This window comes from Streptomyces europaeiscabiei (genome assembly GCF_036346855.1).
Taxonomy (GTDB): Bacteria; Actinomycetota; Actinomycetes; order Streptomycetales; family Streptomycetaceae; genus Streptomyces; species Streptomyces europaeiscabiei.
Genome location: NZ_CP107841.1, coordinates 4,664,504 through 4,689,319, shown reverse-complemented (window position 1 = coordinate 4,689,319; position 24,816 = coordinate 4,664,504). Strand labels below are relative to the sequence as shown.

Annotated in this window: 20 protein-coding genes and 2 pseudogenes; 8 read left to right on the top strand and 14 right to left on the bottom strand. The window is 71.2% G+C overall.

Features of this window, described 5'->3' with window-relative positions; translation table 11 throughout:
- Positions 1-12 precede the first annotated feature (12 nt).
- From OG858_RS20320 to OG858_RS20305, 4 genes are all read left to right on the top strand, one after another.
- Positions 13-1,023, top strand: coding sequence for an ATP-binding cassette domain-containing protein (locus OG858_RS20320; protein ID WP_319264839.1), 1,011 nt, complete (start codon positions 13-15; stop codon positions 1,021-1,023).
- Complete coding sequence (locus OG858_RS20315) at positions 1,020-1,841, top strand: ABC transporter permease (RefSeq protein WP_086749377.1); 822 nt, start codon at positions 1,020-1,022, stop codon at positions 1,839-1,841. Before OG858_RS20320 ends, OG858_RS20315 begins: the two co-directional genes overlap by 4 nt.
- A 206-nt stretch (positions 1,842-2,047) precedes the next feature.
- Positions 2,048-3,616: a cellulase family glycosylhydrolase gene (locus OG858_RS20310; RefSeq protein WP_319264834.1), complete on the top strand. Its 1,569-nt coding sequence runs from the start codon at positions 2,048-2,050 to the stop codon at positions 3,614-3,616.
- A gap of 259 nt (positions 3,617-3,875) precedes the next feature.
- Positions 3,876-5,489 carry an alpha/beta hydrolase gene (locus tag OG858_RS20305; protein WP_328544646.1) on the top strand — a complete coding sequence of 538 codons (1,614 nt, stop codon included), beginning with the start codon at positions 3,876-3,878 and terminating at the stop codon, positions 5,487-5,489.
- A 120-nt stretch (positions 5,490-5,609) separates the two neighbouring features.
- Here OG858_RS20305 and OG858_RS20300 read toward each other — a convergent pair whose 3' ends face one another.
- The gene (locus OG858_RS20300) at positions 5,610-5,846 is read right to left on the bottom strand and encodes a hypothetical protein (protein ID WP_086749375.1); all 237 of its coding nucleotides are present in this window, start codon (positions 5,844-5,846) and stop codon (positions 5,610-5,612) included.
- 92 nt (positions 5,847-5,938) lie between these two features.
- On the opposite strand from OG858_RS20300, the gene pdxR reads away from it, so the two are divergent.
- Positions 5,939-7,351, top strand: coding sequence for a MocR-like pyridoxine biosynthesis transcription factor PdxR (pdxR, locus tag OG858_RS20295; RefSeq protein ID WP_319319683.1), 1,413 nt, complete (start codon positions 5,939-5,941; stop codon positions 7,349-7,351).
- A gap of 108 nt (positions 7,352-7,459) precedes the next feature.
- On the opposite strand, the gene serC is transcribed toward pdxR, so the two are convergent.
- From serC to OG858_RS20265, 6 genes and pseudogenes are all read right to left on the bottom strand, one after another.
- Positions 7,460-8,578: a phosphoserine transaminase gene (gene serC / locus OG858_RS20290; RefSeq protein ID WP_086749373.1), complete on the bottom strand. Its 1,119-nt coding sequence runs from the start codon at positions 8,576-8,578 to the stop codon at positions 7,460-7,462.
- A 323-nt stretch (positions 8,579-8,901) separates the two neighbouring features.
- Positions 8,902-10,125 (bottom strand): cytochrome P450, encoded by a 1,224-nt coding sequence (locus OG858_RS20285; protein WP_319067023.1) that lies wholly within the window; start codon positions 10,123-10,125, stop codon positions 8,902-8,904.
- A 25-nt stretch (positions 10,126-10,150) separates the two neighbouring features.
- On the bottom strand, positions 10,151-10,498 hold the full coding sequence (locus OG858_RS20280) for a DUF742 domain-containing protein (RefSeq protein ID WP_086754140.1): 348 nt from the start codon (positions 10,496-10,498) through the stop codon (positions 10,151-10,153).
- A 116-nt stretch (positions 10,499-10,614) separates the two neighbouring features.
- Positions 10,615-11,022: pseudogene (locus OG858_RS20275) on the bottom strand (roadblock/LC7 domain-containing protein); the annotation flags it as partial.
- Entirely contained in the window at positions 11,019-13,553 is a 2,535-nt protein-coding gene (locus tag OG858_RS20270) for an ATP-binding protein (protein WP_319067021.1), read from the bottom strand. The pseudogene OG858_RS20275 and the gene OG858_RS20270, both read right to left, overlap by 4 nt.
- Before the next feature lie 482 nt (positions 13,554-14,035).
- Positions 14,036-14,395 (bottom strand): DUF952 domain-containing protein, encoded by a 360-nt coding sequence (locus OG858_RS20265; RefSeq protein ID WP_086752715.1) that lies wholly within the window; start codon positions 14,393-14,395, stop codon positions 14,036-14,038.
- Between the two features lie 96 nt (positions 14,396-14,491).
- Here OG858_RS20265 and OG858_RS20260 point away from each other — a divergent pair, with 96 nt between their 5' ends.
- Positions 14,492-15,655: a pentapeptide repeat-containing protein gene (locus OG858_RS20260; RefSeq protein WP_327744158.1), complete on the top strand. Its 1,164-nt coding sequence runs from the start codon at positions 14,492-14,494 to the stop codon at positions 15,653-15,655.
- A gap of 42 nt (positions 15,656-15,697) precedes the next feature.
- Positions 15,698-16,234: pseudogene (locus OG858_RS20255) on the top strand (GntR family transcriptional regulator); the annotation flags it as partial.
- 34 nt (positions 16,235-16,268) lie between these two features.
- Here OG858_RS20255 and OG858_RS20250 read toward each other — a convergent pair.
- Positions 16,269-17,234: an EamA family transporter gene (locus OG858_RS20250; RefSeq protein WP_408059416.1), complete on the bottom strand. Its 966-nt coding sequence runs from the start codon at positions 17,232-17,234 to the stop codon at positions 16,269-16,271.
- An 853-nt stretch (positions 17,235-18,087) separates the two neighbouring features.
- Entirely contained in the window at positions 18,088-19,371 is a 1,284-nt protein-coding gene (locus tag OG858_RS20245; protein WP_319067016.1) for an MFS transporter, read from the bottom strand.
- A 120-nt stretch (positions 19,372-19,491) separates the two neighbouring features.
- Here OG858_RS20245 and OG858_RS20240 point away from each other — a divergent pair, with 120 nt between their 5' ends.
- The gene (locus OG858_RS20240) at positions 19,492-20,421 is read left to right on the top strand and encodes a phytanoyl-CoA dioxygenase family protein (RefSeq protein ID WP_328544647.1); all 930 of its coding nucleotides are present in this window, start codon (positions 19,492-19,494) and stop codon (positions 20,419-20,421) included.
- On the opposite strand, the gene OG858_RS20235 is transcribed toward OG858_RS20240, so the two are convergent.
- Genes OG858_RS20235 through OG858_RS20215 form a run of 5 tightly spaced genes read right to left on the bottom strand, consistent with a single transcriptional unit; the run spans position 20,408 to position 24,804 of the window.
- On the bottom strand, positions 20,408-21,526 hold the full coding sequence (locus OG858_RS20235) for a GNAT family N-acetyltransferase (RefSeq protein ID WP_319264818.1): 1,119 nt from the start codon (positions 21,524-21,526) through the stop codon (positions 20,408-20,410). The genes OG858_RS20240 and OG858_RS20235 overlap by 14 nt on opposite strands.
- Positions 21,527-21,544: 18 nt before the next feature.
- Positions 21,545-22,720, bottom strand: a complete 1,176-nt coding sequence (locus OG858_RS20230) for a GNAT family N-acetyltransferase (RefSeq protein WP_327724261.1) — start codon at positions 22,718-22,720, stop codon at positions 21,545-21,547.
- A gap of 55 nt (positions 22,721-22,775) precedes the next feature.
- Entirely contained in the window at positions 22,776-23,312 is a 537-nt protein-coding gene (locus tag OG858_RS20225; RefSeq protein WP_327724260.1) for a P-loop NTPase family protein, read from the bottom strand.
- A complete protein-coding gene (locus OG858_RS20220) occupies positions 23,300-24,115 on the bottom strand; it encodes an HAD family hydrolase (RefSeq protein ID WP_179201142.1) in 816 nt (271 codons plus the stop codon). The genes OG858_RS20225 and OG858_RS20220 overlap by 13 nt, the downstream gene beginning before the upstream one ends.
- Before the next feature lie 5 nt (positions 24,116-24,120).
- Complete coding sequence (locus OG858_RS20215) at positions 24,121-24,804, bottom strand: hypothetical protein (protein ID WP_319067011.1); 684 nt, start codon at positions 24,802-24,804, stop codon at positions 24,121-24,123.
- Positions 24,805-24,816 lie beyond the last annotated feature (12 nt).

The window sequence follows — 24,816 nt, the reverse complement described above, 5'->3', positions numbered from 1 at the left end:
GAAGGGGGACCCATGAGCGACGGAAACGGCGCCGGGAGCGGCGACGGATACGCGGTACGGGCGGAGGGCCTGGAGAAGAGGTACGGGGAGAAGCGCGCGCTCGACGGCTTCGACCTCACCGTCCGCGAGGGCGCGGTGCACGGCCTGCTCGGCCCGAACGGCGCGGGCAAGACCACCGCCGTACGCATCCTCTCCACGCTGCTGCGCCTGGACGGCGGCCGGGCCACGGTGGCCGGCCTCGACGTGGCGCGGCACCCGCGCGAGGTGCGGGCCAGGATCGGCCTCACGGGCCAGTACGCGGCTGTGGACGAGGTGTTGACCGGCCGTCAGAACCTGGAGATGTTCGGCCGGCTGTTCCACCTGGGCGGGAAGCGGGCCAGGCTGCGGGCGACCGAGCTGCTCGACCGGTTCGACCTCGCCGACGCCGCCGACAAGGGCGTCGGCAAGTACAGCGGTGGTATGCGGCGGCGGCTCGACCTCGCCGCGTCGATGATCCTCGCCCCGGCCGTCCTCTTCCTGGACGAGCCGACGACCGGCCTCGACCCGCGCAGCCGGAACGAGGTCTGGGAATCGGTCAGGGCGTTGGTGGCGGGCGGCACGACCGTGCTGCTCACCACGCAGTATCTGGAGGAGGCCGACAAGCTCGCCTCGCACATCACCGTGATCGACCAGGGGCGGGCCATCGCCGACGACACCCCGGACGGGCTGAAGAGCACGGTCGGCGGCGACCGCATCGAGGTCGTCGTCGCCGAGCGCGCCGACATCCCGCGCGCGGTCAAGGTCGTCGCCCGCGTCTCGGACGGCGAGCCGGAGTCGGACGAGACGGAGCTGCGCGTCCACGCGCCGGTGACCGACCGCGTCTCGGCTCTCACCGAGGTGGCCCGCACCCTCCAGGACGAGGGTGTACGGGTCGAGGACATCGGTCTGCGCAGGCCGAGCCTGGACGACGTGTTCCTGCGCCTGACGGGCCACCGCGTGGAGAAGAACGACCAGATCGAGACGGAGAAGGGGGCTGCCGCATGACCGCCGTCGACCTGGGCGCGCCGAGTGCGCACGGCCGTACGTACTGGCTGCTAGCCGACGTCTGGAACATCGTCCGCCGCGGCCTCACCCACTACCGGCGCCAGCCGGTCAACATCGCCTGGCAGCTGGGTTTTCCCATCCTGTCCGTGCTGTTGTACGGCTATGTCTTCGGCAGCGCCATGCAGGTGCCCGGCGGCGGGGACTACCGGGACTTCCTGATGCCGGGCATGTTCGTGATGACGATGGCCTTCGGGTTCATCAACACGGCGACCCTGGTGGTCTACGACTCCACCAAGGGGGTCATCGACCGCTTCCGCTCCATGCCCATGGCCCCGTCCGCGGTGGTCGCCGGGCGCGGGGTGACCGATCTGCTGGGTGCCTGCGCGGAGCTGGCCATCATGATGCTGACGGCGGTCGCGATGGGCTGGCGCCCCGACGGGGGCCTCGGTTTCCTGGCCGCGTTCGGGCTGCTCCTCTGGCTGCGCTTCGCGCTGATCTGGATCGGCGTCTGGCTGGGCCTGCTGGTTCCCAACCCGGAGGCGGCGGGCGGCCTCTTCGCGGTCGCCTTCCCGCTGACCATGATCTCCAGCATCTTCGTCGCCCCGCAGCTCATGCCCGACTGGCTGGGCTGGATCGCCGCCTGGAACCCGATCTCCTCCACGGCCGCGGCGACCCGCGAGCTGTTCGGGACGCCGGTCGGCGGCGGTGACTCCTGGATCGAGCAGAACGCGCTGCTGATGGCCGGGGTGTGGCCGCTGGTGCTGACGCTGGTGTTCCTGCCGTTGGCGGTGCGTCGCTTCAAGAAGCTGAGCCGCTGAGTCGTTCCGGAAGCGCAGCCGCTCAGTCGTTCCGGAAGCGCAGCCGGTGACGATCGGTGGCCGGGACGGGCGAGGAGGCGTCCGGTGTATCAGGTGGTGCCGGACGCCTTGACGTGTTCATGTGATCTGTCTTCCATGGGAGGTGCGGGTGATGGGAGCGCTCCCATCGATTCCGGGCCCGCGCCTCCCGAGGAGGAAGCAGCGACATGTTCCGCAGCTTACGGAGAACCCTGGGCACCCTGTGTGCGGCCGCCGCCGTGCTCGCGCTGCCCCTGGCCGGCGGTGCGCACCCGGTGGCCGCCGCCACGGCGGCGGAGGCCGGCGTGGCCGACGTCGCCGCGGCGGAGGCCGGCGCCGGCTACTGGCGCACCAGCGGCCGTCAGATCCTGGACGCGTCCGGCCAGTCGGTCCGCATCGCCGGCATCAACTGGTTCGGCTTCGAGACCGCCAACCACGTCCCCCACGGGCTCTGGTCCCGCGACTACAAGAGCATGATCGACCAGATGAAGTCGCTGGGCTACAACACCATCCGGATGCCCTACAGCGACGACATCCTCAAGCCCGGCACCATGCCCGACAGCGTGAACCACTCCGACGGCAAGAACGCCGACCTCCAGGGCCTGACGTCCCTCCAGGTCCTGGACAGGATCGTCGCGTACGCCGGTCAGACCGGCCTGAAGATCATCCTCGACCGGCATCGCCCGGACGCGGCGGGCCAGTCGGCGCTCTGGTACACGTCGGCCGTCCCCGAGACGACGTGGATCACCAACCTGAAGGCGCTGGCCACGCGCTACAAGGGCAACCCGACGGTCGTCGGCATCGACCTCCACAACGAGCCCCACGACCCCGCCTGCTGGGGTTGCGGCGACACGGCCAGGGACTGGCGGCTGGCCGCCCAGCGCGCCGGCAACGCGGTCCTGTCCGTCAACCCCGAGTTGCTGATCCTCGTCGAGGGCGTCCAGACGTTCAACGGCGTCTCGGGCTGGTGGGGCGGCAACCTGATGGGCGTGGCCCAGTACCCGGTGCAGCTGGACGTGGCGAATCGGGTGGTGTACTCGGCCCACGACTACGCCACGAGCGTGGCCCAGCAGAGCTGGTTCAGCGACCCGTCCTTCCCGGCCAACATGCCCGGCATCTGGGACAAGTACTGGGGTTACATCTTCAAGCAGAACATCGCGCCGGTGTGGGTCGGTGAGTTCGGTACGACGCTCCAGTCCACGATCGACCAGCGATGGCTGGCCGCCCTGGTCACGTACCTGCGCTCGACCGCCACCCACGGCTCGGACTCCTTCCACTGGACCTTCTGGTCGTGGAACCCCAACTCCGGTGACACCGGCGGCATCCTGAAGGACGACTGGCAGACGGTGGACACCGTCAAGGACGGCTACCTGACCAGCATCAAGGCCCCGGGCTTCCCGCCCGGCGGCACCGACCCCGGCGACCCGGGAGATCCGGGCGATCCCGGCGGCGGTACGGCCGCCTGCAGCGCCGCCTACACCGTCAGCAGCGACTGGGGCAGCGGCTTCAACGCCGACGTGAAGGTCACCAACACCGGCACCACCGCCATCACCTCCTGGAAGGTCACCTGGACCTGGCCCGGCTCCCAGCGGGTCGCGAACATGTGGAACGCGTCGTACACGCAGAGCGGGGCGACGGTCACCGCGACCAACGCGGCGCACAACGGGGCCGTGGCCGCGGGCGGTTCGGCGAGCTTCGGCTTCGGCGGCGCGCCCGGGGGCGGGGGTGTGCCGAGTGTGAGCTGCGCGGCGGGGTGAGCGCGGAGTGACAGCGGAATGAGACGGGGGCGTCCGGTAGGTGCCGAGCGCCCCCGTCGGCGGGGTGGCACGTCCCGAGGCGCCATGTCCGAGATTGATGCAACTGCCCCTATCTGTGGGTCAATTGAGAGTAAGCAATGACTCAATTCGGTCAAGTCTTGGTCGAATATGTTCTTGTACGGCGTGCTCTTCCGGAACCATGCGGCACTGGGCCGCGTACCTCGCGGACCTGAACCCCCCATCGTTCAGAGAGAACTTCATGAGAAGAAGCGCAGCCGTGCTGTGCGGTGCCACCGTTGTCCTGGCCGGGTCGCTCACAGCCGCCCCCGCCAACGCCAGCGGGTCGCCCTCCGCGAACACCGTCCAGGCCGCCGCCGCGAAGGTCGCCTGGAAGAAGTGCGCCACGGAAGACTCCCCGACGCTCCAGTGCGCGTCGGTGAAGGTGCCGCTGAACTACGCGAAGCCGGGCGGGAAGAAGATCACGCTGGCGCTGTCCCGCGTGCCGCACACCTCGAAGACGTACCAGGGCCCGCTGCTGGTCAACCCGGGCGGCCCCGGCGGCAGCGGTACGGGTCTGGCCGCGTTCGTCGCGGGCTCGCTGCCGAAGAAGGTGGCGGCGCAGTACGACGTCATCGGGTTCGACCCGCGCGGAGTGGGCGCCAGCAAGCCGGCCCTGGACTGCAAGCCGGGCTACTTCAACCCGGTGCGCCCGGACTCCGTGCCCAGCACGTCCGCGATCGAGAAGGCCAACGTCTCGCGCGCCCAGTCCTTCGCCAAGGCCTGCGGCACGAAGTACAAGGACGTCCTGCCGTACATCAACACGATCAGTGCCGTGAAGGACCTGGACTCGATCCGTAAGGGACTCGGCGCGAAGAAGATCAACTACTTCGGCTACTCGTACGGCACCTACCTCGGCGCGGTCTACGCCAAGATGTACCCGCAGAACGTGCGGCGCCTGGTGCTGGACTCGATCGTCGACCCGACGGGTGTCTGGTACGAGGACAACCTCGACCAGGACTACGCCTTCGACAAGCGCCACAAGGCGTTCACGAAGTGGGTCGCCAAGTACAACTCCACCTACAAGCTCGGCACCGATCCGAAGAAGATCGAGGCCAAGTGGTACGCCATGCGGGCGGACCTCGCCAAGAAGCCCGCGGGCGGCAAGGTGGGCGCCTCCGAGCTGGAGGACACCTTCCTCCCGGGCGGCTACTACAACGGCTACTGGCCCTTCCTGGCCGAGGCGTTCGCGGCGTACGTGAACGACAAGGACACCGCCCCGCTGGTCGAGACGTACGAGAACTTCGCCGCCATCGACTCCTCCGGCGACAACGGCTACAGCGTCTACACCTCGGTGCAGTGCCGTGACGCGGCCTGGCCGCGCGACTGGAAGAAGTGGACCAAGGACAACTGGGCGGTCTACAAGAAGGCGCCGTTCATGGCGTGGAACAACGCCTGGTACAACGCGCCGTGCGCGTTCTGGCCGACCAAGTCGCTGAAGCCGGTGAACATCGCCAACTCCAAGCTCCCGGCGACGCTGCTGTTCCAGGCGACGGACGACGCGGCCACCCCGTACCAGGGCGGTGTCACCGTCCACAAGCTGCTCAAGAACTCCAGCCTGGTCGTCGAGCAGGGCGGCGGCAACCACGGCATCACGCTGAGCGGCAACAGCTGCCTCGACAAGTACCTGGCCACGTACCTCACCAACGGCAAGGTGCCGCACGGCAAGGGCACGGTCGACGCCACCTGCAAGAAGCTGGCCGACCCGAAGCCGTTCTCCGCGCAGCAGTCGGCCCAGTCGACGCTGAGCACGGCACCGGGAACCGCCGCGACGAGCGGTGCGACCCTGCACGGCATACTCGGCTTCCGCGGCTGAGCATGATGGCTGCCTGAGCATCACCTCGTACGGCGACCAGCGCGTACGGCAACGAGAAGGGCGCCCGGCGTATCGCCGGGCGCCCTTGTCATCGCATGTGCGGACGGTGACCCTCGTTCTTCACGGTGGTCCGACGTGGGCCTCGGCCACGGCGTACCGGCCGAAGCGGGACCGCAGTCGACGCCAGGTGGGCAGCCGCAACTGCGGGAGGGCGTTCGGTGAGTTCGGCGTGTCCGGTACGACCGGGGCGTTCGGCAGGGCCGACAGGGCGTCGGCCCTGGTGAGCCAGTCGTCGAACACACCGCGGAACAGCGGGTGGGCCTGGGCGGTCGGCAGGGAGCGTCTCACGGTAGCCACGGCATTCTCCTCGTCCTCGTAACTCGTCCTGGTGTCTCGCTCTCGTACCTGCGAAGTTACTGAGAAATGGCTCGCTGATACTGTCCAATGGCATGCGGGAAACGCAGACCAATCTGGCCGGGGACCTCCTGCTCAACCTGGGACAGCCCGGCGACGGACCGCTGCACGAGCGGGTGAAACGGGCGTTGCGCGCGGCGATCAGGCAGGGGCGGATCGAGATCGGAACCGCCCTGCCGCCCAGCCGGCAGCTCGCCGCCGATCTCGGCTGTTCACGGTGGGCGGTGACCGAGGCGTACAGCCAGCTCGTCGCCGAGGGCTACCTGGAGGCTCGTACCGGCTCGGCCACGCGGGTGCGTTGGTCGAACGACGACGACGCCGACTCGCGCCGGCCCGCGACGCACCAGGCTCCCGCGGTCCGTTTCGACCTCGCACCGGGCCTGCCGGACCTGCGGGCGTTTCCGCGCCGGCGGTGGGCCGAGGCGGTCCGCGCACAGGTGACGACCATGGCGTTCACGGAGTTCGGCTACCCGCCGCCCGGCGGCCACCCCCGGCTCAGGAGGCTGCTCGCCGAGTATCTGGGCCGTTCCCGAGGTGTCTCCGCGGCCCCGCAGGACGTGACGGTGTGCACGAGCGTGACCGACGGAGTACGCCGTGTCTGCCACGCCCTGCGCGCCCACGGCATCACCGCCGTGGGGTGCGAGGAGCCGGGCTGGACACGGCTGCGTGAAGTGGTCGCCGCCGCGGGCCTGGAGACGGTGCCCATCCGCACGGACGACGGCGGCCTGCGCACCGACGACCTCGCCCGGTACCCGGGCCTCCGGGCCGTGCTGACGACGCCGGCGCACCAGTTCCCGCTGGGCACCGTGCTCGTCCCCGAGCGCCGCGCCGCCCTGTTGCGCTGGGCGCGCCACGTGGACGGCGTCGTCCTGGAGGACGACTACGACGCGGAGTTCCGCTACGACCGGCGTCCGGTGGCGGCCGTTCAGGGCATGGACCCGTCCCGGGTCGTCCTGTTCAAGTCGCTCAGCAAGATCCTGTCCCCGGCGCTCGGCATCGGCTGGATCGTTGCTCCACCACGCTGGACCGATCACCTGCACCACACCGACCAGGCGGCGACCCAGCCCTCGACCCTCGACCAACTCGCCTTCGCAGCACTGCTGGAGTCGGGCGCCTACGACCGCCACCTCCGCGCCTGCCGGCAGCGGTACCGCCGCCGACGCGACGCCCTCGTCCACGCCCTCGCCGACCAGCTGCCCGCCGCCTCGGTCTCCGGCATCGCCGCCGGTCTCCACCTCATCCTCCGGCTGCCCACGACCGTGGGCACCGCGGCCGTCGTCACCGCCGCGGCTTCCCGTTCCCTGCGCGTCGCCGACCTGACCGCCTACCACGCAACCGATCACCACACCGACCACGGCCTCGTCCTCGGGTACGGCAACCTCGCCGACAGCATGGTGAACGAAGCGGTCCGCCATCTCCGCGAGGCGATCGAGGCGATCGAGTCCTGAGGCTTCACCTCACGCGTGTGAGTCGTACGGCGGCACGAGACACGCCGAAGGGCGCCCGGCACTGGTTGCCGGGCGCCCTTCAGCGTCTTACCTGCCGTACGGGAGTGATCAGAGCTTCTCGATCACGTAGTCGACGCACTTCGTGAGGGCCTCGACGTCCGCCGGGGCGATCGCCGGGAACATGGCGACGCGGAGCTGGTTGCGGCCGAGCTTGCGGTAGGGCTCGGTGTCGACGACGCCGTTGGCGCGCAGGACCTTGGCGACGGCGGCCGCGTCGATCTCGTCGGCGAAGTCGATGGTGCCGATGACCTGGGAGCGCTTGGCCGCGTCCGCGACGAAGGGGCTCGCGTACTTGCTCTCCTCCGCCCAGGTGTACAGACGGGTCGAGGAGTCCTTCGTACGGGCCGTGGACCAGCTCAGACCGCCCTGGCCGTTGATCCACTCCAGCTGCTGGTTCAGCAGGAAGAGGGTCGCGAGGGCCGGCGTGTTGTACGTCTGGTTCTTGCGGGAGTTGTCGATCGCCGTGGGGAGGCTGAAGAACTCCGGGATGTGGCGGCCGGACGCGTGGATCCGCTCCGCGCGCTCGATGGCCGCCGGGGAGAAGACACCGATCCACAGGCCGCCGTCGGAGGCGAAGGACTTCTGCGGGGCGAAGTAGTAGACGTCGGTCTCGGCGATGTCGACGGGCAGGCCGCCGGCGCCGGACGTGGCGTCGACCAGGACGAGGGAGCCCTCGTCGGCGCCGGCCACGCGGTTCAGCGGGGCGGCGACACCGGTGGACGTCTCGTTGTGGGTGAAGGCGTAGACGTCGACGCCCGCCTCGGCGACCGGCTCCGGGTGCGTGCCGGGGTCGGAGGAGACGACCGTCGGCTCGGCGAGCCAGGGGGCGAGCTTCGCGGCCTTGGCGAACTTCGAGCTGAACTCACCGAAGGTCAGGTGCTGGCTCTTGTTCTCGATCAGGCCGTGGGTCGCGATGTCCCAGAAGGCCGTGGAGCCGCCGTTGCCGAGGACGACCTCGTAGCCCTCGGGGAGCGAGAACAACTCGCTGATGCCCGCGCGGACCTGGCCGACCAGGTTCTTCACCGGGGCCTGGCGGTGGGACGTGCCGAGCAGGGAGGTACCGGTGGCGGCCAGCGCGTCCAGCGCCTCCGTCCGCACCTTGGAGGGGCCCGCGCCGAAACGTCCGTCGGCGGGCTTGATGTCAGCGGGGATCTGGATATCAGCCACGACCGCGACCCTATCGGCTTCCCGAAACGCGGGCGAAACGTCGTCCGTCGGGTGAGACAGGGCGCGCCGCCGGGAGGGTGACCGCTAGCTCGGGGGTTCGGGTTGTCCGGTGGGTGCGGGCCCGGTGGGGGCTTCTCGCGCAGTTCCCCGCGCCCCTGAAGGGCCTACGGCCCTTGCGCCCCTGAAAAGCATGGGGCACAGCCCCTGCTTTTCAGGGGCGCGGGGAACTGCCCGACCAGCCCCCGGACCGCCGGACGGGGGTCGAAGGGGCGCAGCCCCTGGGGAGGGACGGGTAGGGGCGGCGGGGGGCGACAAGGCCGGCGTCAAGCCCCGCGGGCCGGCCCCGGTGTGAACCGCACCGGCAGCTCCACCAGCCCCCGCAGCCAGGGCGAGGCCCGGCGCGTCAGGGACTTGGCCGGGACCGCGAGGTCCATGTCCGGGAGTCGGTCCAGGACGACTTCTATACCCGTTCGGGCGATGACCTCGGCCGTCTCCTGGGCCGGGAAGGGGCAGCGGTGGTCGCCGTGACCGAAGGAGAAGTGGGCGTTGTTGCCGCCGGTGAGTGCGGAGCCGTGGATACGGACGCGGGGGTCGGAGTTGGCGCCCTGGAGGCCGAGGACGACCAGGTCGCCCGCGCGGAGCACCCGGCCGCCGAGGCGGGTGTCGCGAGTGGTCCAGCGGCCGGCGGCGTTCTGGATGGGCGCGTCCTCCCACAGCACCTCGTTCATGGCCTCGGCCACACTGCTGCGCCCGCCGAAGAGCGAGGCCGCGAAACGGTCGTCCGTCAGCATCAGGTGGAGGGAGTTGCCGATCCAGTCGGCGGTCGGCTGGTGGCCCACCGCCAGCATCACCATCACGTCGTGGGTGACCTCCTCGACCGTGACCTCGTACGCGCGCGCGTTCGCGAGCAGCCGGGACACCACGTCGTCCCCGGGCTGGTGCAGGCGCTCCGCCACCAGCCGGGCCATCGCCGTCCGCAGATACCCCTCGGCCGCCATCGCCCGGTCCTGGCCGTCGAGGATGTCGTTCAGCGCCACCACCAGCCCGGGACCGTGCTCCTCCCGGAAGCCGAAGAGGAACGCCAGCACCCGCACGGGCAGCAGCGCCGCGAACTGCCCCACCAGATCGGCCGCACCCACCCCGCACACCACGTCGATCAACTCGTCGGCGAACCGCTCGACGTGGCCGCGCAGTTCGATCGGCTCGACCGCCTCCAGCGCCTCCTCGATCAGCGCGACGCGCTGCCGGTGCCGCTCGCCGACCGTGCCGAGGACCGAGGGCTGCTCCGGGCTGATCACGGGGAGCAACGGCCAGTCGGCCGGGATGTTCGGCCACTGGTTCCACAGCCCGGAGTCCCGGCTGAACAGCTCCGGATCGCTCGTGACCTGGTGCAGCTCGCGATAGCCGAGCACCAGCCACGCCGGTACGCCCCCGTCGAGCAGCACGGGCGCCACCTCGCCGTGTTCCCGCCGCAACTCCCGATACAGCGCGGCGGGTTCACCACGGAAACGCGCACCGAAGAGGGATACGGGCAGAGGCGCGGGCATGGGGACCGCGTGGCCGTCGCCGTTCTCAGAGGTTGCGAAGTCCAACTAGCACCTGCTCCAGAATGTCCAGATCGATCAGCGTGGCCTGGTTCGGATGCCGGGCGCTGACCCGGCCGGCCGTGAGGAGGTCGGAGAGCAGCACCTTCGTGATGCTCACCGGCAGCCGCAGCTCGGCGGCGATCTCCACCACCGCCGTCGGCCGCTCCGTCAGCCGCAGGATCGCCACATGCTCCGACTGCATGCCCGGCATCGGCTGGCTCTCCGCGACCACCAGGGTCACCAGGTCGAACGGCGTTCCGGGCGCGGAGTGGCTGCGGCCCCCGGTGAGCGTGTACAGCCGGTCGGGCAGGTCGTCCCTGCCGGGCCGGCTCATGACGTACGGGGCGCCAGAGCCGTAGCCGCGGTCGTCGTCGAAGCGGTGGTCGTACCTGTCGTCGTACCCGGCATCGGGTTCACCGGGTTCGCCGGGTTCGCCGGGCCGGTCGGGTGGCGCGGCTTCGCGCTCAGGTGCTCGCCGAGTTGTTCGACCAGCTCGCTCATGTTGTGGCCGACGAGTCCGGCGTCCGCCTCCTCGTCCGTCACCACGGCCAGATGCGCGCCCTCGCCCGCCTCCACGATGAACAGGACCCCGCCGTGGAACTCCGCCATGGCCGACCGCACGCCCCCGCTGCCGTCGCCGAACTCCAAGGACGCCCCGTGGGACAGCGACTGGATGCCGGCGGCGATCGCGGAGAGCTGGTCGGCCCGGTCGACGGAGAGCTCGGGTGTACGGCACAGCCGCAGCCCGTCCCGGGAGAGGACGAGCGCGTGCCGGGCACCCGGGGTGCGTTCCAGCAGTCCCTCCATGAGCCAGGTGAGCCTGTCGTCGGCGGTGGTGCCGATACCGGTACCGGTCATGGGGTGTGGTCGCCTTCCGAGTGGGGGTGGGTGCGCGGGTCCGGGGCGGGGGGCCGCTCCCCGGCCGGGTCGGGATCCGGGGTCTGGCCCGGTGCCGGGTAGAAGGGGAGGGGCGCGGAGGCGGTGGCGTCGTCAGGGGCGGGGCGGGTGTCCCGTACGGGTTCCCAGGCCAGTTCCCGTACCGGATCGGGCTCCCACTTCGCTTCCCGTACGGGGTCGGGTGACCACGGCAGTTCGGCGGCGGCGTCCGCTTCCCATGCCGCGTCCTTCGCGGCTTCCGGCTGCCACGCGAGTCCCCGCGCGGGCTCGGGCTCCCATGCGGTCTCCTGCACGGGCCCGGACTCCCAGGTCGCCTCCCGTACGGGTGCGGGTCCGGACTGCCACGCCGATCCTGTCACGGCACCCCACTCGGACTCCCGCACCGGCTCCAACTCCGGCTGCCGTACGGCCTGCGCGGGCGGAGCGGCATCCCGTACGGGTTCCAGGGCGCCCTCCCGTACGGGCTCCGGGGCGGCCTCGTGTGCGTGCGGCCCGGCCGGGTTCGAGTACCGGTCCACGGCGGCGGCGGCCGTCTCCGGCGTCGTCGACGGCGTCATCGGTGTTCCCGGCACCTCCGTGGCGCACTCGTCCCCCGCGGCCGTCCCCTGGACGAACGCCTGGTCCAGCCCGCCCGTGCCACGCACCGCGCGGCGGAAGCTGCTGAAGCGGACGGCGCCGGTGCTGGCGTTCTCGGCGGGCCGGGAGGTCCGCTCCGGCCGGGTGGCGGCATCGGCGGCGTTGGCCCGGGTGCGGGCCTCCGCCTCGGCGAGGGACTGGCCGCGGCGGCGCCGGGGGAGGGCGTCGGAGGCGGTGGGGGGCTCCTCGGCGGTGGCCGGAGAGCCGGGGGCGTAGCCGGCGGGGTCGTACCCGTGGGGGCCGTAACCGCCGGGTTCGGAGCCGCCGGGTTCGGAGCCGCCGGGCTCGGAGCCGGGCTGGGCGGCGAAGCCGGAGCCGGAGGTGCCGGGACCGAACTCGAAGCTGCCGGAGCCGGAGCCGGAGGTGCCGGGACCGAACTCGAAGCTGCCGGAGCCGAATTCGGAGCTGAACGACGAGCTGAAGGGGGAACCGAAGGAGGAACCGAACGTCTGAGAGCCGGTCGGGGTGTCGGTGGAAGGGACCGGCGATCCGGTCCGGTAGCCGGAAAGGGAGTCGATCAGGGCGTCGGCGACCGGGTCGGAGACGGGGGCGGCAGGGGCGTCCGTCGGGAACTCGTGGGTGGGAGTCGGCTCGTTGTCCAGGTCGTGCGGGGCGCGTACGCCCGCATACGGCGGCGACTGGGCGGGGGCGGACGCCGTGGGAGATGCCGTCGTGGGGACCGTGCTCGCCAGGACGTCCTGCGGGATGAGCATCAGCACGCCCGTGCCGCCGCGCGCGGACGGGCGGAAGGAGATTCTCAGGCCGTGCTTGCGGGCGAGGCGGCCGACGACGGCGAGGCCGAGACGGGTGCCGGAGAGACTCGTGAGGTCGGTCGCCTCGCCCGACACGGCGCGTTCGGCGCGCCGGAGCTGGACGTCGCCCATGACGAGCCCGGAGTCCTCGACGGAGATGATCACTCCGGCCGGGACCTCCTCGACGTACACATGGACCTCGGCGGTCGGCGGTGAGAAGTTGGCCGCGTTGTCGAGGAGTTCGGCGAGCGCGTGCATGACGCCCTCGGCGGCGTGACCGGCCACGGCGGCCTCGCTGGAGGAGTGCAGCCGGACCCGGCGGTAGGCGCCGATGCGGCCCATCGCGCCGCGCAGGATCGACTCCATGGGGATCGGCCGCGCCCAGCGGCGGCCCGAGCGCGCGCCCGCGAGGACGGCGACGGAGTCGGCGAGACGGCCCGCCTGGGCGGTGCGGTGGTCGAGGTGGAGGAGGTCGGCGAGGACGTCCTCGTCGGCGTGACGTTCCTCCATGGCGCGGAGGTCGGCGAGCGTGCCGGTGGCGAGGGCCTGCATCCGGCCGGCCACGTTGGCGGTGACGGCGAGGAGGGCTGTGCGGTCGGTGTCGGCCTGCTTGGCGCGTTCCGAGAGCAGGGCCCGCTCCTGGGTGATCTCCTCCGCCGTACGGTCCCGTTCGTCGGACAGCCGTTCGCGTTCGCGTTCGGTCTCCGTGGCCAACCGCGCCCGCTCCCGCGCGAACTCGGCCGCGATCCGCGCCCGCTCCTGGACGAACTCCTCGGTCAGCCGTCCCCGCTCCTGCGCGAAGTCCTCGGCCATCCGGGCCCGTTCCTGGAGCAGCAGACCGGCTTCCTGCGAGACGGCGTTCAGGCGGTGGCGCAGCAGTCGCACGGACACGCGCGCGTGCACGGCGAACGCGACGGCGACCGTGAGCAGCAGCGCGGCCGCGCCCGCGCCGCCGGCGAGGGGCAGCCGTACGGACTGCGGCGCCACCGCGACCGCGGCGCCGACGGCGGTCGCGGTGAGCACTGCGGTCACCAGGGGAAAGGGAAGAACTGAGCGCAGGGCGGGGCGTTCGCCTGGTGAGCGAGGGGAGCTGGGCGCGGTCATCGGCTGTTGTCCTCGGTCGGTTCTGAACTCGGTAACTCAGTCGGTTCCTGGAGTCGGTAACTCGGTCGGTCCCTGAACGAGAAGCGACGTCTGGTGCTCAATTGGGCGTCACTATATGGGAGTTCGTGACGCGGGTTGGCCGGTTTCAGGTTAGCTCTCCGGAATCAAGCCAACGTTCCCGGTGAGCGGCGCGCCGCCTGTCCATCCATCACCCCGTCACCTCACGGTCACTGCCAGTGGCCGGGTACGCCCTGGGGTGCAGGCCGGAACTCGGGGGCGGGCCGGGCGATGGGGACGCGAGCGCACGAGACGTGGCAGGTGACGCGGACGCGGCGCCGCCGCGGACGGTCGCCGTGGCCGGCGGCGGCACGTCGTCGCCGGACAGGCCACGGCCACGGCCACGGCCACGGCCACGGCGACGGCGGCGGCGGGCGTGGTGCCGGACCGCGCCTGCCGCCTGAACCGGCCGGTCATGGGAATCGTCAGCTCGGCCCGAGCCCCGCCGCGCGCCCCTCCTCGTCCCACCGGATCTCCAGGACCCGCACGACGGCGTCGCGGTCGATGGGCCCGAACACGTGGGGGAACAGAACGTCCGCCCCGACTCCCGGCGGAGGAGCGGGAGCGGCCGCCTCGAACTCCACCCTGGCGTTGAGCCGTTCCTCGTCGAGGACGAGCACGTGCAACGGCCTGGGCGCGTCCCGGTAGAAGGCGTTGACGACGGCCAGGGTCGTCGCCTCATCGGGAGAACAGTGGACGAAACCGTCCTCCGGGAGCGACGCGGGGGCGTACGGCCGACCGGGTCGGGCATTCCAGGCATCAAGGGATACGACGTGGTAGATCACAGGCCGGTTATACCGCAGCGCCCGGCCACGGCGACGGACAGCGCCACAGCCACCGACCTTGATCGATTTCCCTGTGCCGCCTAGGCTCCCGTGCCCATGGACATCCGGGGGCGCGGTCGTCGAACGTGGCGGGACCGACTGGCCGGGAGACGACGGGCGCCGGCCGTCGCCGTCATCGGGCTCGTGGGCCTCGTCGCCGTCGGCGCGGCACTCGTCCTCCTGCCGGGCGCCGTGGTCGATCACGATCTCGCCGGGGCGAGCGTGGACGCGCGGGACAGACTCAAGGCCGTGAGCGACGTCCGTACGACGCTGCTGCAGGCCATCGGCGGCCTGGCCGTGCTCTTCGGCGCGTATGCCACCTGGCGCCAACTCCGGGTCAGCCAGGACGGTCTGCGCGCGACGCAGGAGGGGTACGTCACCGACCGGTTCAGCCGGGCTGTCGACCAACTCGGCAGCGACAAACTGGATGTACGCATCGGCGGGCTCCACGCGCTGTGGCGGATCGCGGAACACTCGGCGAGGGACCGCGAGGCGATCCTCTCCATCCTGGCGGCCTACCTGCGTACGCACCTGCCCTGGCCGCCCACCGGACCGGAGGCCCCGGCGGCGGAGGCGCCGATCAACGACGTCGTGCCGTTGGAGGTACGGGCCGCCGACACCCAGGTCGCGCTGACCGGACTCGGCGTGCTGCTGCTGCACCCCCGGGAGCAGTCCTGGCTCAACCTGAGCGTCACCGACCTGCGCCGGGCCGACTGCGACGGGCTGTGGCTGACCGCGGTCAACCTCGACCGATCCTGTCTGGAAGCCGCGGGCCTCTACCACGCCAACCTGACCCAGGCCTCCCTCGTCTCCGCCAACCTGCGGCACGCCGACCTCAAGACCGCGATCCTGCGTCGCACCCGCCTCTCCCTGGCCGACCTGCGGGGCGCGCGACTGGTCGAGACGGACCTGCGCGAGGCCGACTTCACCGAGGCCGACCTGCGCGAGGCGAACCTCCGCAAGGCCGACGCGTCCGGTGCCGTCTTCCACCGCGCCGACCTCCGTCTGGCCGATCTGCGCGGCACCGACCTGACCACCGCCGACCTCACCGAGACCCGTCTCACCGGAGCCCTGACCAGCGCCCACACCCGCTGGCCCCTCGACTTCGACCCCGCCGCCGCCGACCTCACCCACACCGACGACCCCGGCCCCGAACCCCCACCCCTCCTCCAGCCCCCGGGCATCACCACCCGACATCCGGCACTGCGCTCGATGCGGTGACCGAGGGGGCGGACGTACGGTCGTAGGCATGCGGAGGGCAGCGTGAACGCGAACAGGTGGGTCAGCACCTCGATGCCGTATCTGACACCGGGGGAGAAGGGGCGGGGCGACGCCTGGGCCGCGGACGCGGCGGCCCAGGGGCGTCGGGGCACCCAGCGGATCCTGTACGCCGGTGAGGTGGCGGCACCCGCCGAGGTGGCACGGCTGTTGGGGCTGGCCGAGGGCGAATCGGTCGTCGTACGCCGCCGCCTGATCCTCCTCGACGACGAGCCCAACGAACTGACCGACACCTATTACCCGGTCGGCATCGCCCGGGGCACGGGTCTCGCCGGGATGGCCAAGATCCCCGGCGGAGCCGTCACCCTCCTTGCTCGACTGGGCCACGTCGGCGCCCTCGTCCGCGAGGACGTGACCGCCGGCAACCCGGACACCGAGGAGCGGGAGACCCTGCGGACCGCACCGGGAGAACCCGTGCTCCGGCTGACGAGGGTCACTCTCGACCGCGCCGACCGCCCGTTCCAGGTCGACCGCATGGTGATGCCGGCGGGGCGCCAGCGACTGCGCTACGAGATCGCGATCGACAACGGAGTCGGATCCGGACCGCCCGCCCCGCTCACCCCGGAACGCCCGCCTTTCCCCGCCCCACCTGCGTCCGCACCGCCCCCATGCTCGCCCCGATGACCAGCGCGATCGCGAGGGCTTCGGTGGCCGCGAGGGCCTGGTCGAGGATCAGGAAGCCGGCGGCGGCGGCGATCGCGGGCTCCAGGCTCATGAGGACCGCGAAGGTGGACGCGGGCAGGCGGCGCAGCGCGAGGAGTTCGAGGGTGTAGGGGAGGACGGAGGACAGGACGGCGACGGCGGCGCCCAGCGCGAGCGTCGTCGGGGCGATGAGCCGCGTGCCCGATTCGACGATCCCGAGCGGCAGGAACAGCACCGCCGCGACGGCCATGGCCAGCGCCAGCCCGTCGGCCTGCGGGAACCGCCTCCCTGTACGCGCGCTGAAGACGATGTACAGGGCCCACATCAAACCGGCGGCGAGGGCGAAGGCGACACCGAGCGGGTCGAGGTCGCCGAAGTCCCCTCCGCCGCCGAGGAGGAAGACACCGCAGAGGGCGAGCCCGGCCCACACCATGTTCACCGCCCGGCGGGACGCGAGGACGGAGAGCACCAGCGGGCCGAGCACCTCCAGGGTGACGGCGGGGCCGAGGGGGATCCGGGCGAGGGACTGGTAGAAGAGGCCGTTCATCGCGGCCATGGTGGCGCCGAAGACGATCACCGTGCTCCAGTCGGTGCGTGAGTGCCCGCGCAGCCGGGGGCGGCAGACCACCAGCATCAGCAGCGCGGCCACCGCGAGCCGCAGAGTCACCACCCCGAGCGCTCCGGCCCGCGGCATCAGTGTCACCGCCAGCGCCCCGCCGAACTGCACCGATATCCCGCCGGCCAGCACCATTCCCACGGGCCCGAGCGCACCCAGGCCGCGGGAAGTGCGGGCGGCGCGGGACCCGCCGGGGGCGAGGCCGGCCGGTGGCGTCGTCACGGCGGGGGCGGGCGCGGACCGGTCAGCGCTGGGGAGTGTCACGGGGGCCGTCCAGGGAGAGCGGGGAGCGGAGAGCGGAGAACGGAAGGGGCGGGGGAGCGAGGAGCTTTGTTCAGTATGAGGAACTTGATAGTGCAAAGCAATGGACTAAGTCATGTCTGTAATCAGTTTTGCGACTTACGTCGGCGCCCCGCTGGGGCACCGACGTACCTCGTTGAGCAGGGTCCATGCAGGCGCCCATGAAGATCGTTCTCCCGCGCTGTCCAGCTGGTCTTCCCGCTGTCCAGGCCGGTGAGTGCGCCAGGAGGCATTTCACACGGGGTTCCAGTTCCGGAGCACACCGATTCCTCCCCTGCAGCATGTTGCTTCGGAGACCGGCGGCCTGCGTACATGGCCGTATCGCCGTAAACCGGGTCCACCTCCGGTATGGCGGCCCTCAGTGGCGCCGCCCGGTGGACCGCTGCTGCCGACAGGAGCGAGGCAATCGCCGGCGCCGCCGACCACTCGCGCCAGACCGCCCTGCCATGAGGCCGCCCGCCGCGTGGGGACAACGCGCGGGACCCGTTCAAACCCCCTGGGCCGGTGCGACCCCATGGACGCGGCCTCGTTGCTGGTCCTGGCGGGGCACCTGACGCCGCGCGCCTCCTACGACGCCGTCAGCGGAGCGGCACGCACGGCCATGGGCCCAGCCCGCGCGGCGATCGAACCAGGAGCTCCCGCGGAGCTGTTCCGTACGGGCGGACACCCTCGCCGATGTCATGGCGGACGCCCGGGCGGACCGTGCGGTGGTCCACCGGGGCCGCCTCGTCTGCCCGCACCCGGCACGGGCGGGTCTTCCCCGCGGGCCTGCCCGGTGCACGCGGTGCCGGGTGAGCGCCGGCTCCCGACCTCGCTCTCAGGCCGAGGAGGACCGGTCCGCGTCCTCGGCCGCGGGCGCGTCCGGCGTACGACCGAGCTCCCGCGCCTCCTCCAGTGTGCGGGCCCCCCGCAGGGGCGAGAAGGTCAGCCAGAACGAGACGACGAGGTAGGAGAACCCCACGACCCAGAGGGCCGTACCGGGGGACAGAGCGTCGGCCAGGGCGCCGCCGATGAGCGCGCCCAGGGGGAGCGTGCCCAGGGCGACCAGGCGGTAGCTCGCCGTCACCGCGCCGATCTGGTGGTCCGGCGGAATGGCCTGCCGCAGGCTCACGGCGAACACGTTGAACAGAGCCACACCGAAGCCGTTCACCATCATGCCGACCGACGCGAACACCGCCACGTGCACGCCGGCCTGGCCGGCCACCGGAACGAGCAGCAAGCCGAGCGCGGCCAGCACCGCCCCCAGGGCCAGCACGCCGCCGACGGCCCACCTCTTGGTGAGCCGGCTTGCGAAGAGCGAGCCGACCAGGGCGCCCACGCTGCCGATACCGGTGATCACACCCACGGTGGTGCCGCTCATGCCGAGTCCGCGGACGGCGAACACCAGGAAGACGGTGAGGAAGGCCTTCTCGTGCAGGTTGGACAGACCCGCCTGGACGCACAGGTCCCGGATCGGACGCAGTGACCAGGTGTAGCGCAGTCCGGAGCCGATCGCCTTCAGCGCCGACTCACGGGGTTGTTCGGGGGCCTTGACGCCCTGCAGCAGCAGACCGCTGGCGACGGCACCCGCCGAGCAGGCGGCGGCCACCGTCAGGGTCGGAGACAGCCCCAGCCTGCCGACCAGGAAGCCGGCCGCGGCCGGACCGGCGAGGGTGCTGACCGAATACGTCGCCTGATGCAGGCCGTTGGCCGAAGCGATGGAGTCCAGCGGCAGGATCCTGGGCAACGTGGACTGGTAGGCGACCTCGTAGAAGACGGTGGCGACACCGATGACGGCGGCGGCCGCGACGAGTTGGCCGAAGGTCATCCCGTCGGCCGCCTGGAAGGCGCCCAGCACCGCAAGCGCCGCTCCCTGGATGAGGCTGGCGGTGACCAGGGTGCGGCGCGGCGGATACCGGTCGACCATGACACCGGCGACCAGTGACAGCACCACGACGGGGACGAACTGCACGGCCGCGACGACCCCCACGCCCGTGCCGTCGGCGTGCAGGTAGGTGACCGCGATCAGGGGGAGGAGAAAACTGGTTAATTGTCCGCCAAAATGAGCCGAGGTCTCCCCCAGCCAGATGTTGCGGAAGTTCCTGTTCTCCGCAACCAGCATTCGGGTGTCCCTGTCGAGAATGGCTACTCCAACCCTCGGTCGAACCCTGTTGTCGAACCTCTTTGTGAAAAAATCACGGCAACGCTAGCACGGGGCACTCGGGTCCGCTACCGTGAAGGCATGTGCGACCATTCTGGAATTAGCCAAGAGGAAGTCGAACTTCTCCCATCGGAGGGAGATGTCAAGCTTTATTCCGAGCGTGGCTGGTATCTGTCGGAGAAACTGCTCACCGATGCGGAAGTGGACGCGCTGACCGCGGCCAGTGAGCGCTACTACGCAGGTCAGCGCGATCGTGAACTTCCTTTCCGGCCGGACAGGCTGGCCGACTGGACGCCTGCGGACGGGGACGTCCAGCGCAACAACGACTACATTCACTACCAGGACGAAACCATCGGTAAAATCCTACGGAAACCCATCATCGGGGCCGTGGCCGCCCGTTTGGCGAAGACGCATGAAATACGCGCCTTCCAGGCGACGCTGATCTACAAGCCGCCGATCGCCGCCGAGAAGTCAAACATCGTTTCCTGGCACTTCGACAAGTATTTCTGGCCCACGTGCTCGTCCGAAGAAATGCTGACCGCTTTCATTCCCTTCCATGACTGCACCGAGGAATCGGGCACCATCACCATGGTGAACGGAAGCCATCTCTGGCGGCATCGGCACGGCGCCACACGGCCGACCGGTGATCCGCGGGACCTGGAGCGCGCCTATCTCCTGAACGGTGACGCGGAGCGCAACGGCGCCGTGGTGGAGAAGGTTCCGGTGCGCATTCCCAAGGGACACATGACCTTCCACCACTGCCGCCTCTACCACGGCAGCGGCGCCAACCGCAGTCCCCGACCGCGCCGGGCCATCTCGTTTCATCTCCAGGACGGGTCGAACACCTACCACGACCATGCCCTGTCGGACGGACGGCAGGAGCCGTACAAGCACGACTCCCTGGTCGGCAGGACCCCGGCCGGCCAACCGGACTACTCCGACCCGGAGTTCTGTCCGGTGCTGTGGCCCGTCCGCGCGCCCGACGGCCGGGCACCCGTCACAGGGGAGTGACGCGGCCCAGGTCCCACTCCTCGTCGCTCATGCCGCCGCCCGCCTCCTCCCGTACCGAGTCGGCGAGAGCCTGGTCCGCCACCGCGTCGCGCCGCAGCCCGGCGCCCGCGGTGGCCGGCAGCGGGACGACGGCCGCCCACAGCGGGTGCAGCGACGCCCCCCGGTGCACCTTCGCCTTCAGTGCGGAGGGCCCGAGGTGGAGCGCGGTCATGCCGTGACGTTCCATGTGATGCAGTGGCGCGTAGTACACAGCGTTGAAGTACTCGTACGCGTTCCGCGTCCGTGTGTAGTCGAAGCCGGCCACCCGGGCGTAGAAGGTGTCCCGCCAGGCGAAGCTCAGGTTGGCGCCGACCAGGTGCCCCTCCTCGTCGACGCAGCGGAACACAGTGCTCAGGTCGTCCAGACAGCGGGCCTGGACGGTCAGGAACGTGTGGATCTCCGCGAGGTCGAGCGAGGCTCCGTAGCGGTCCATGGTCTGGCCGACCAGGGGCGCGAACTCGTCGACGCAGGCGGAGAGCGGGGCCTCCTCCACACGCAGCCCGGAGCCTGCGAAGCGCCGCATCTCGTACTCGCGCTTGCGGACGTTCCGGCCGAGCAGCTGACGGTAGGACTCGAAGGTCCCGCCGTCGTTGTGCACCACGGCCTCGGCGTACCGCAGTTGGGCCCGTACGTCGAAGCGGCTGGCGAGCAGCCGCAGACCGTCGGTGGTGAGGAAGTCGAAGAGCAGCGCGTCGCAGTCCAGTGCGGCGGCGCGCTCGGCGGCACCGGCGACCAGGGCGTCGAGCGCCTCCGGCCCGGTGCCGGGATCCTTCGAGAGCAGGAACTCGTTGTGGTAGCCGGTGCGGGTGCCGAGTCTGAGCACGGCACGGCCCTCGGCCACGTCCGGCAGGGGCGGCGCGTTCTCGGCCGGGAAGTCGTAGTACGGCGTCCCGGCGAGGAGTTCGCCGTCGGCCTCGACCGTGAGGTATCCGGGGGTGGCGAAGTCGGGCCGCTCCTGGCCACGCAGCCAGGCGTGGCTCTGGTAGAAGCGACTGCCCGGAGCGAGCGCGTCCCAGGCGTCCCGGTCGATGTCGTCGATCGACTCGAAGTGCTTCACATCAGGCATGTGCGCTTCCTCCCTTGCTCACAGCAGCCAGTCGTCGGTGTTCAGCCCGCCCACCACGAACCGGCCGTACTCGGCGCCGAACGCCTCGGCCTCGGCCCGGTTGCGTTCGCGGACCCTGTTCTCGTCCGCCGCCAACGGCCGGTCCACGCCCACGAACACGCTGTACAGGGGGTTGGGCTGGGCGCCACGCGCCAGCTTGGCCTGGAAGGTGCCCAGACCGAGGTGGATGGCCTGGACCGTGCGGCCGACGCCCGACTCGACGGGGTGGTAGACGACCAGGTTGAAGTAGTCGGCCATGTTGGGCACCGAGTAGTCGAAACCGGCCACGCGCGCGTAGAGCGTGTCGCCGTGGCGGTACCGCAGGGCGAAACCGACGGGGTGTCCGGCGTCCTCCGCCAGCAGCAGCGTGCTGCGGTCGCCGAGGTGACGGCCCTGCCGGTCGTACACCGTCGCCGCGCGCTCCTCGCCGAACTCGTGTCCGTGGCGGCGCATCAGCGCGCTGTTGAGCGGGGCGATCTCCTTGACGACCTCGGGCAGCGAGACCTCCCGGATGGTCCGCCCGCTGCGGCCGAAGTCCCTGCGTTCGCGCCGGGCCCGGGGCCGCCGGCCGGAGGGCAGCCAGGCCAGGTAGTCGTCCAGGTTCCGCCACAGGCCGACGGGCAGGATCGTCTCCACGTCGTGGTAGAGGAGTACGGCTCCGTCGTCGGCGTGGGCCTCGGCGACCTCCAGTGCCTCCGCCCGGGGCAGGTAGTAGTAGCCGAGCACGCCCGCCCCGGCGGTCCGGGCGAAGTCGAGGGTGCCCGCGGTGAGCGCGCGCACCGCCGCCGAGCGATCCTGCGCCGTCACCCCGTCCCGGCCCGGCAACTGCCCCCGGAACTCCGACCAGCCCGCGCCGAGCACCAGGGGTTGGGCCGCGAGAGAGGCGTGGTGTTCCTCGTCGATCAGACCGGCGAGCAGGTCGGCGGGGGTGTAGAGCGCATGCGGCGGACGCGCGAACGCGTACGTCTCGGCCCCGGCGACCGGTGCTCCGCTGTCGGCGCGCGCCACTAAGTAACGGGCCTCGGCTCCGGGGGGCAGTTCCTCGGCGCGTACGCCGGCGAAGCCGCTGCTGGAGTAGATGGTCGAGCCGATCACCAGGGCGTCCCACTCCGTCGTCGGCAGCTGGTCGACGGAGTCGTACGAGGAGACGTGCATGGGGGGAACTCCAGGGAGGGCGATCGGATGGGTGTAGGACGAAACGGTAGCGGGTTCATTCCAGCAGAGAGCGCGCATCGCTTTCCCGGGTGTGCAGAAGCAGCACGTCGGTGCCCCTGAGCCGGTCGAACAGCTGTTGGCCGGCGAGCCGTTGGGACGTGCGCACCTTGACGGCGTACCAGAGGATGGAGCGGGGACCGATGACGGTCCACAGCGTCTCCCGGACGCCGCCCCAGAGTTCCTCGCGCCTGATCCAGCGCCGCAGGGTGCGGCGCAGCAGCCGCGGCCAGGTCACGCGCAGCGGCGGATCCGTCCACACCACGCAGTCCGCCCGGTGCGCGAAGGCATCGACGCTCGCGGTGAACTGACCGTCGACGATCCAGCGGTCGGACGACAGTTCCCGTTCGACGCGGGCCAGGAACTCCGCCGTGGGCACCGGGGTCCAGTTCGGTCCCCAGAAGAGGGCGTCGAGTGTGACGGGCTCGATGCCACGCCGCTCGGCGAGTGCACGGGCGAGGGTCGACTTGCCGCAGCCGGGGCCGCCCACGATCCACACCCGGTCGGCCTCCGCGAGGCTGTTCACACGTGGCACAGGCACATCCCCTCCAGCCAGGTGGCCACGCCGTCGTCGTCGTTGCCCGCGGTGAGCGCGTCGGCGGCCGCCCGTACGTCCGCGCTCGCGTTCGCGACGGCCACGCCGAGGCCCGCGGCGGCGAGCAGACCCGTGTCGTTGGGCGCGTCACCGAAGGCGACCACCCGGTCCCAGCCGACGCCGAGAGCGGCGAGCACCGAGGCCACCGCGGACACCTTGTCCGCCTCGGGGGCGGACACCTCCAGCAGTCCCGGTCCCGAGGAGGTCCACCGCACCGCGCCCCGCATCCCGAGCGGGGACTGCGGCCCGCCGGTGCCGGTGTGCACCATCAGACACAGCACGGGCGAACCGTCCGGCACGTCGTCGACGCGCGGGGCGGCCCCCCGACCGCTGGCCAGGATGTCGGGCCAGCCGGGGCCGAGCAGGCGGTCGTGCTCCCGGTCCACGGCCCAGGGGAGCGTCCCGAGCGCCGCGATCTCGGCGCGGACGGTGGCCGGGGCCATCGCCCGGATCCGCCGGACGCCGCCGCCGTCCAGGTCGCTGACGACGGCACCGTTGGACGACACCAGGAAGGCTCCGAGACCGCGGACGGCGCGCAGGAGTTCGCGGGCCGACCAGGCCGGGCGGGCCGTCGCGAAGACGATACGGGTGCCCTGCGCGGCCGCCGCCCGCAGCGCCGCCACCGTACGCTCGCTCAGCGTCCCGTCCGAGAGCAGCAGCGTGCCGTCGAGGTCGGTGACCACGACGGCCGGGCGGCCGCCCCCGCGCAGGCGGGGACAGCCGGTGAGATGCGATGCGGTCACGGAGGTCACTTCTCCCGCGCGGGCTCACGGGGCGGCGGCATGCGGTGGGTGATCACGGCCGCGTACCTGTGGTAGTGCCACTGCTCGTAGCCCAGGTGGCTCTCGCCGCGGATGCCGAGGTCGGCGTTCTCGAACAGTTCCCAGCCCGGCCTCTGGACGATCCGGTCCATCTCCGCGGCCGTCGGGTAGTACCCGCAGCTCCGCTCGTCGTCGTTGAGCCCGATCAGCCACTCGCCGAAGAAGAGTCCGCCCGGCGCGACCATGTCCATCGCGTGGTGGACGAGCGCCTCCATGGTGTGGGCCCGGTTGGGCGGCATCGACCACAGGCCGCTGCCCAGGACGAGCTGGAAGTCGCCCTCGGCCGGCAGCGTCATGTAGTCCTGCTCGACGACGGTGCACTGGTCCGTCAGGCCCTCGGCGGCGAGCCGCTGCCGCAGGCCCAGGATGTCGTGGTGCCCGTCGACGAGGTCCAACTCGCCTCCCTCGAGGAAGAGTTCGTCGCTCTCCACCCCGATGACCTCCCAGCCGGCGCGGAGCAGCGGCAGGGCGAACTTCCCGTCGGAGACGCCTAGGACGCAGGCGCGCGGCCGGACCCGCCGGGCGTACTCGCCCAGCGGGATGTAGCGGGCCAGGGCGGGGAAATAGGAGAAGTAGTCTCCCCAGTAACTCTTGTGATCGACGTCAAGCACATGCCCTCCCAC

Bases quoted from the DNA above. Each gene is read 5' to 3' on its own strand.
- OG858_RS20320 (WP_319264839.1), top strand. From the start codon at position 13: ATGAGCGACGGAAACGGCGCCGGGAGCGGCGACGGATACGCGGTACGG.
- OG858_RS20315 (WP_086749377.1), top strand. From the start codon at position 1,020: ATGACCGCCGTCGACCTGGGCGCGCCGAGTGCGCACGGCCGTACGTAC.
- OG858_RS20310 (WP_319264834.1), top strand. From the start codon at position 2,048: ATGTTCCGCAGCTTACGGAGAACCCTGGGCACCCTGTGTGCGGCCGCC.
- OG858_RS20305 (WP_328544646.1), top strand. From the start codon at position 3,876: ATGAGAAGAAGCGCAGCCGTGCTGTGCGGTGCCACCGTTGTCCTGGCC.
- pdxR (WP_319319683.1), top strand. From the start codon at position 5,939: ATGCGGGAAACGCAGACCAATCTGGCCGGGGACCTCCTGCTCAACCTG.
- OG858_RS20285 (WP_319067023.1), bottom strand. From the start codon at position 10,125: ATGCCCGCGCCTCTGCCCGTATCCCTCTTCGGTGCGCGTTTCCGTGGT.
- OG858_RS20280 (WP_086754140.1), bottom strand. From the start codon at position 10,498: ATGAGCCGGCCCGGCAGGGACGACCTGCCCGACCGGCTGTACACGCTC.
- OG858_RS20270 (WP_319067021.1), bottom strand. From the start codon at position 13,553: ATGACCGCGCCCAGCTCCCCTCGCTCACCAGGCGAACGCCCCGCCCTG.
- OG858_RS20260 (WP_327744158.1), top strand. From the start codon at position 14,492: ATGGACATCCGGGGGCGCGGTCGTCGAACGTGGCGGGACCGACTGGCC.
- OG858_RS20245 (WP_319067016.1), bottom strand. From the start codon at position 19,371: ATGCTGGTTGCGGAGAACAGGAACTTCCGCAACATCTGGCTGGGGGAG.
- OG858_RS20240 (WP_328544647.1), top strand. From the start codon at position 19,492: ATGTGCGACCATTCTGGAATTAGCCAAGAGGAAGTCGAACTTCTCCCA.
- OG858_RS20235 (WP_319264818.1), bottom strand. From the start codon at position 21,526: ATGCCTGATGTGAAGCACTTCGAGTCGATCGACGACATCGACCGGGAC.
- OG858_RS20230 (WP_327724261.1), bottom strand. From the start codon at position 22,720: ATGCACGTCTCCTCGTACGACTCCGTCGACCAGCTGCCGACGACGGAG.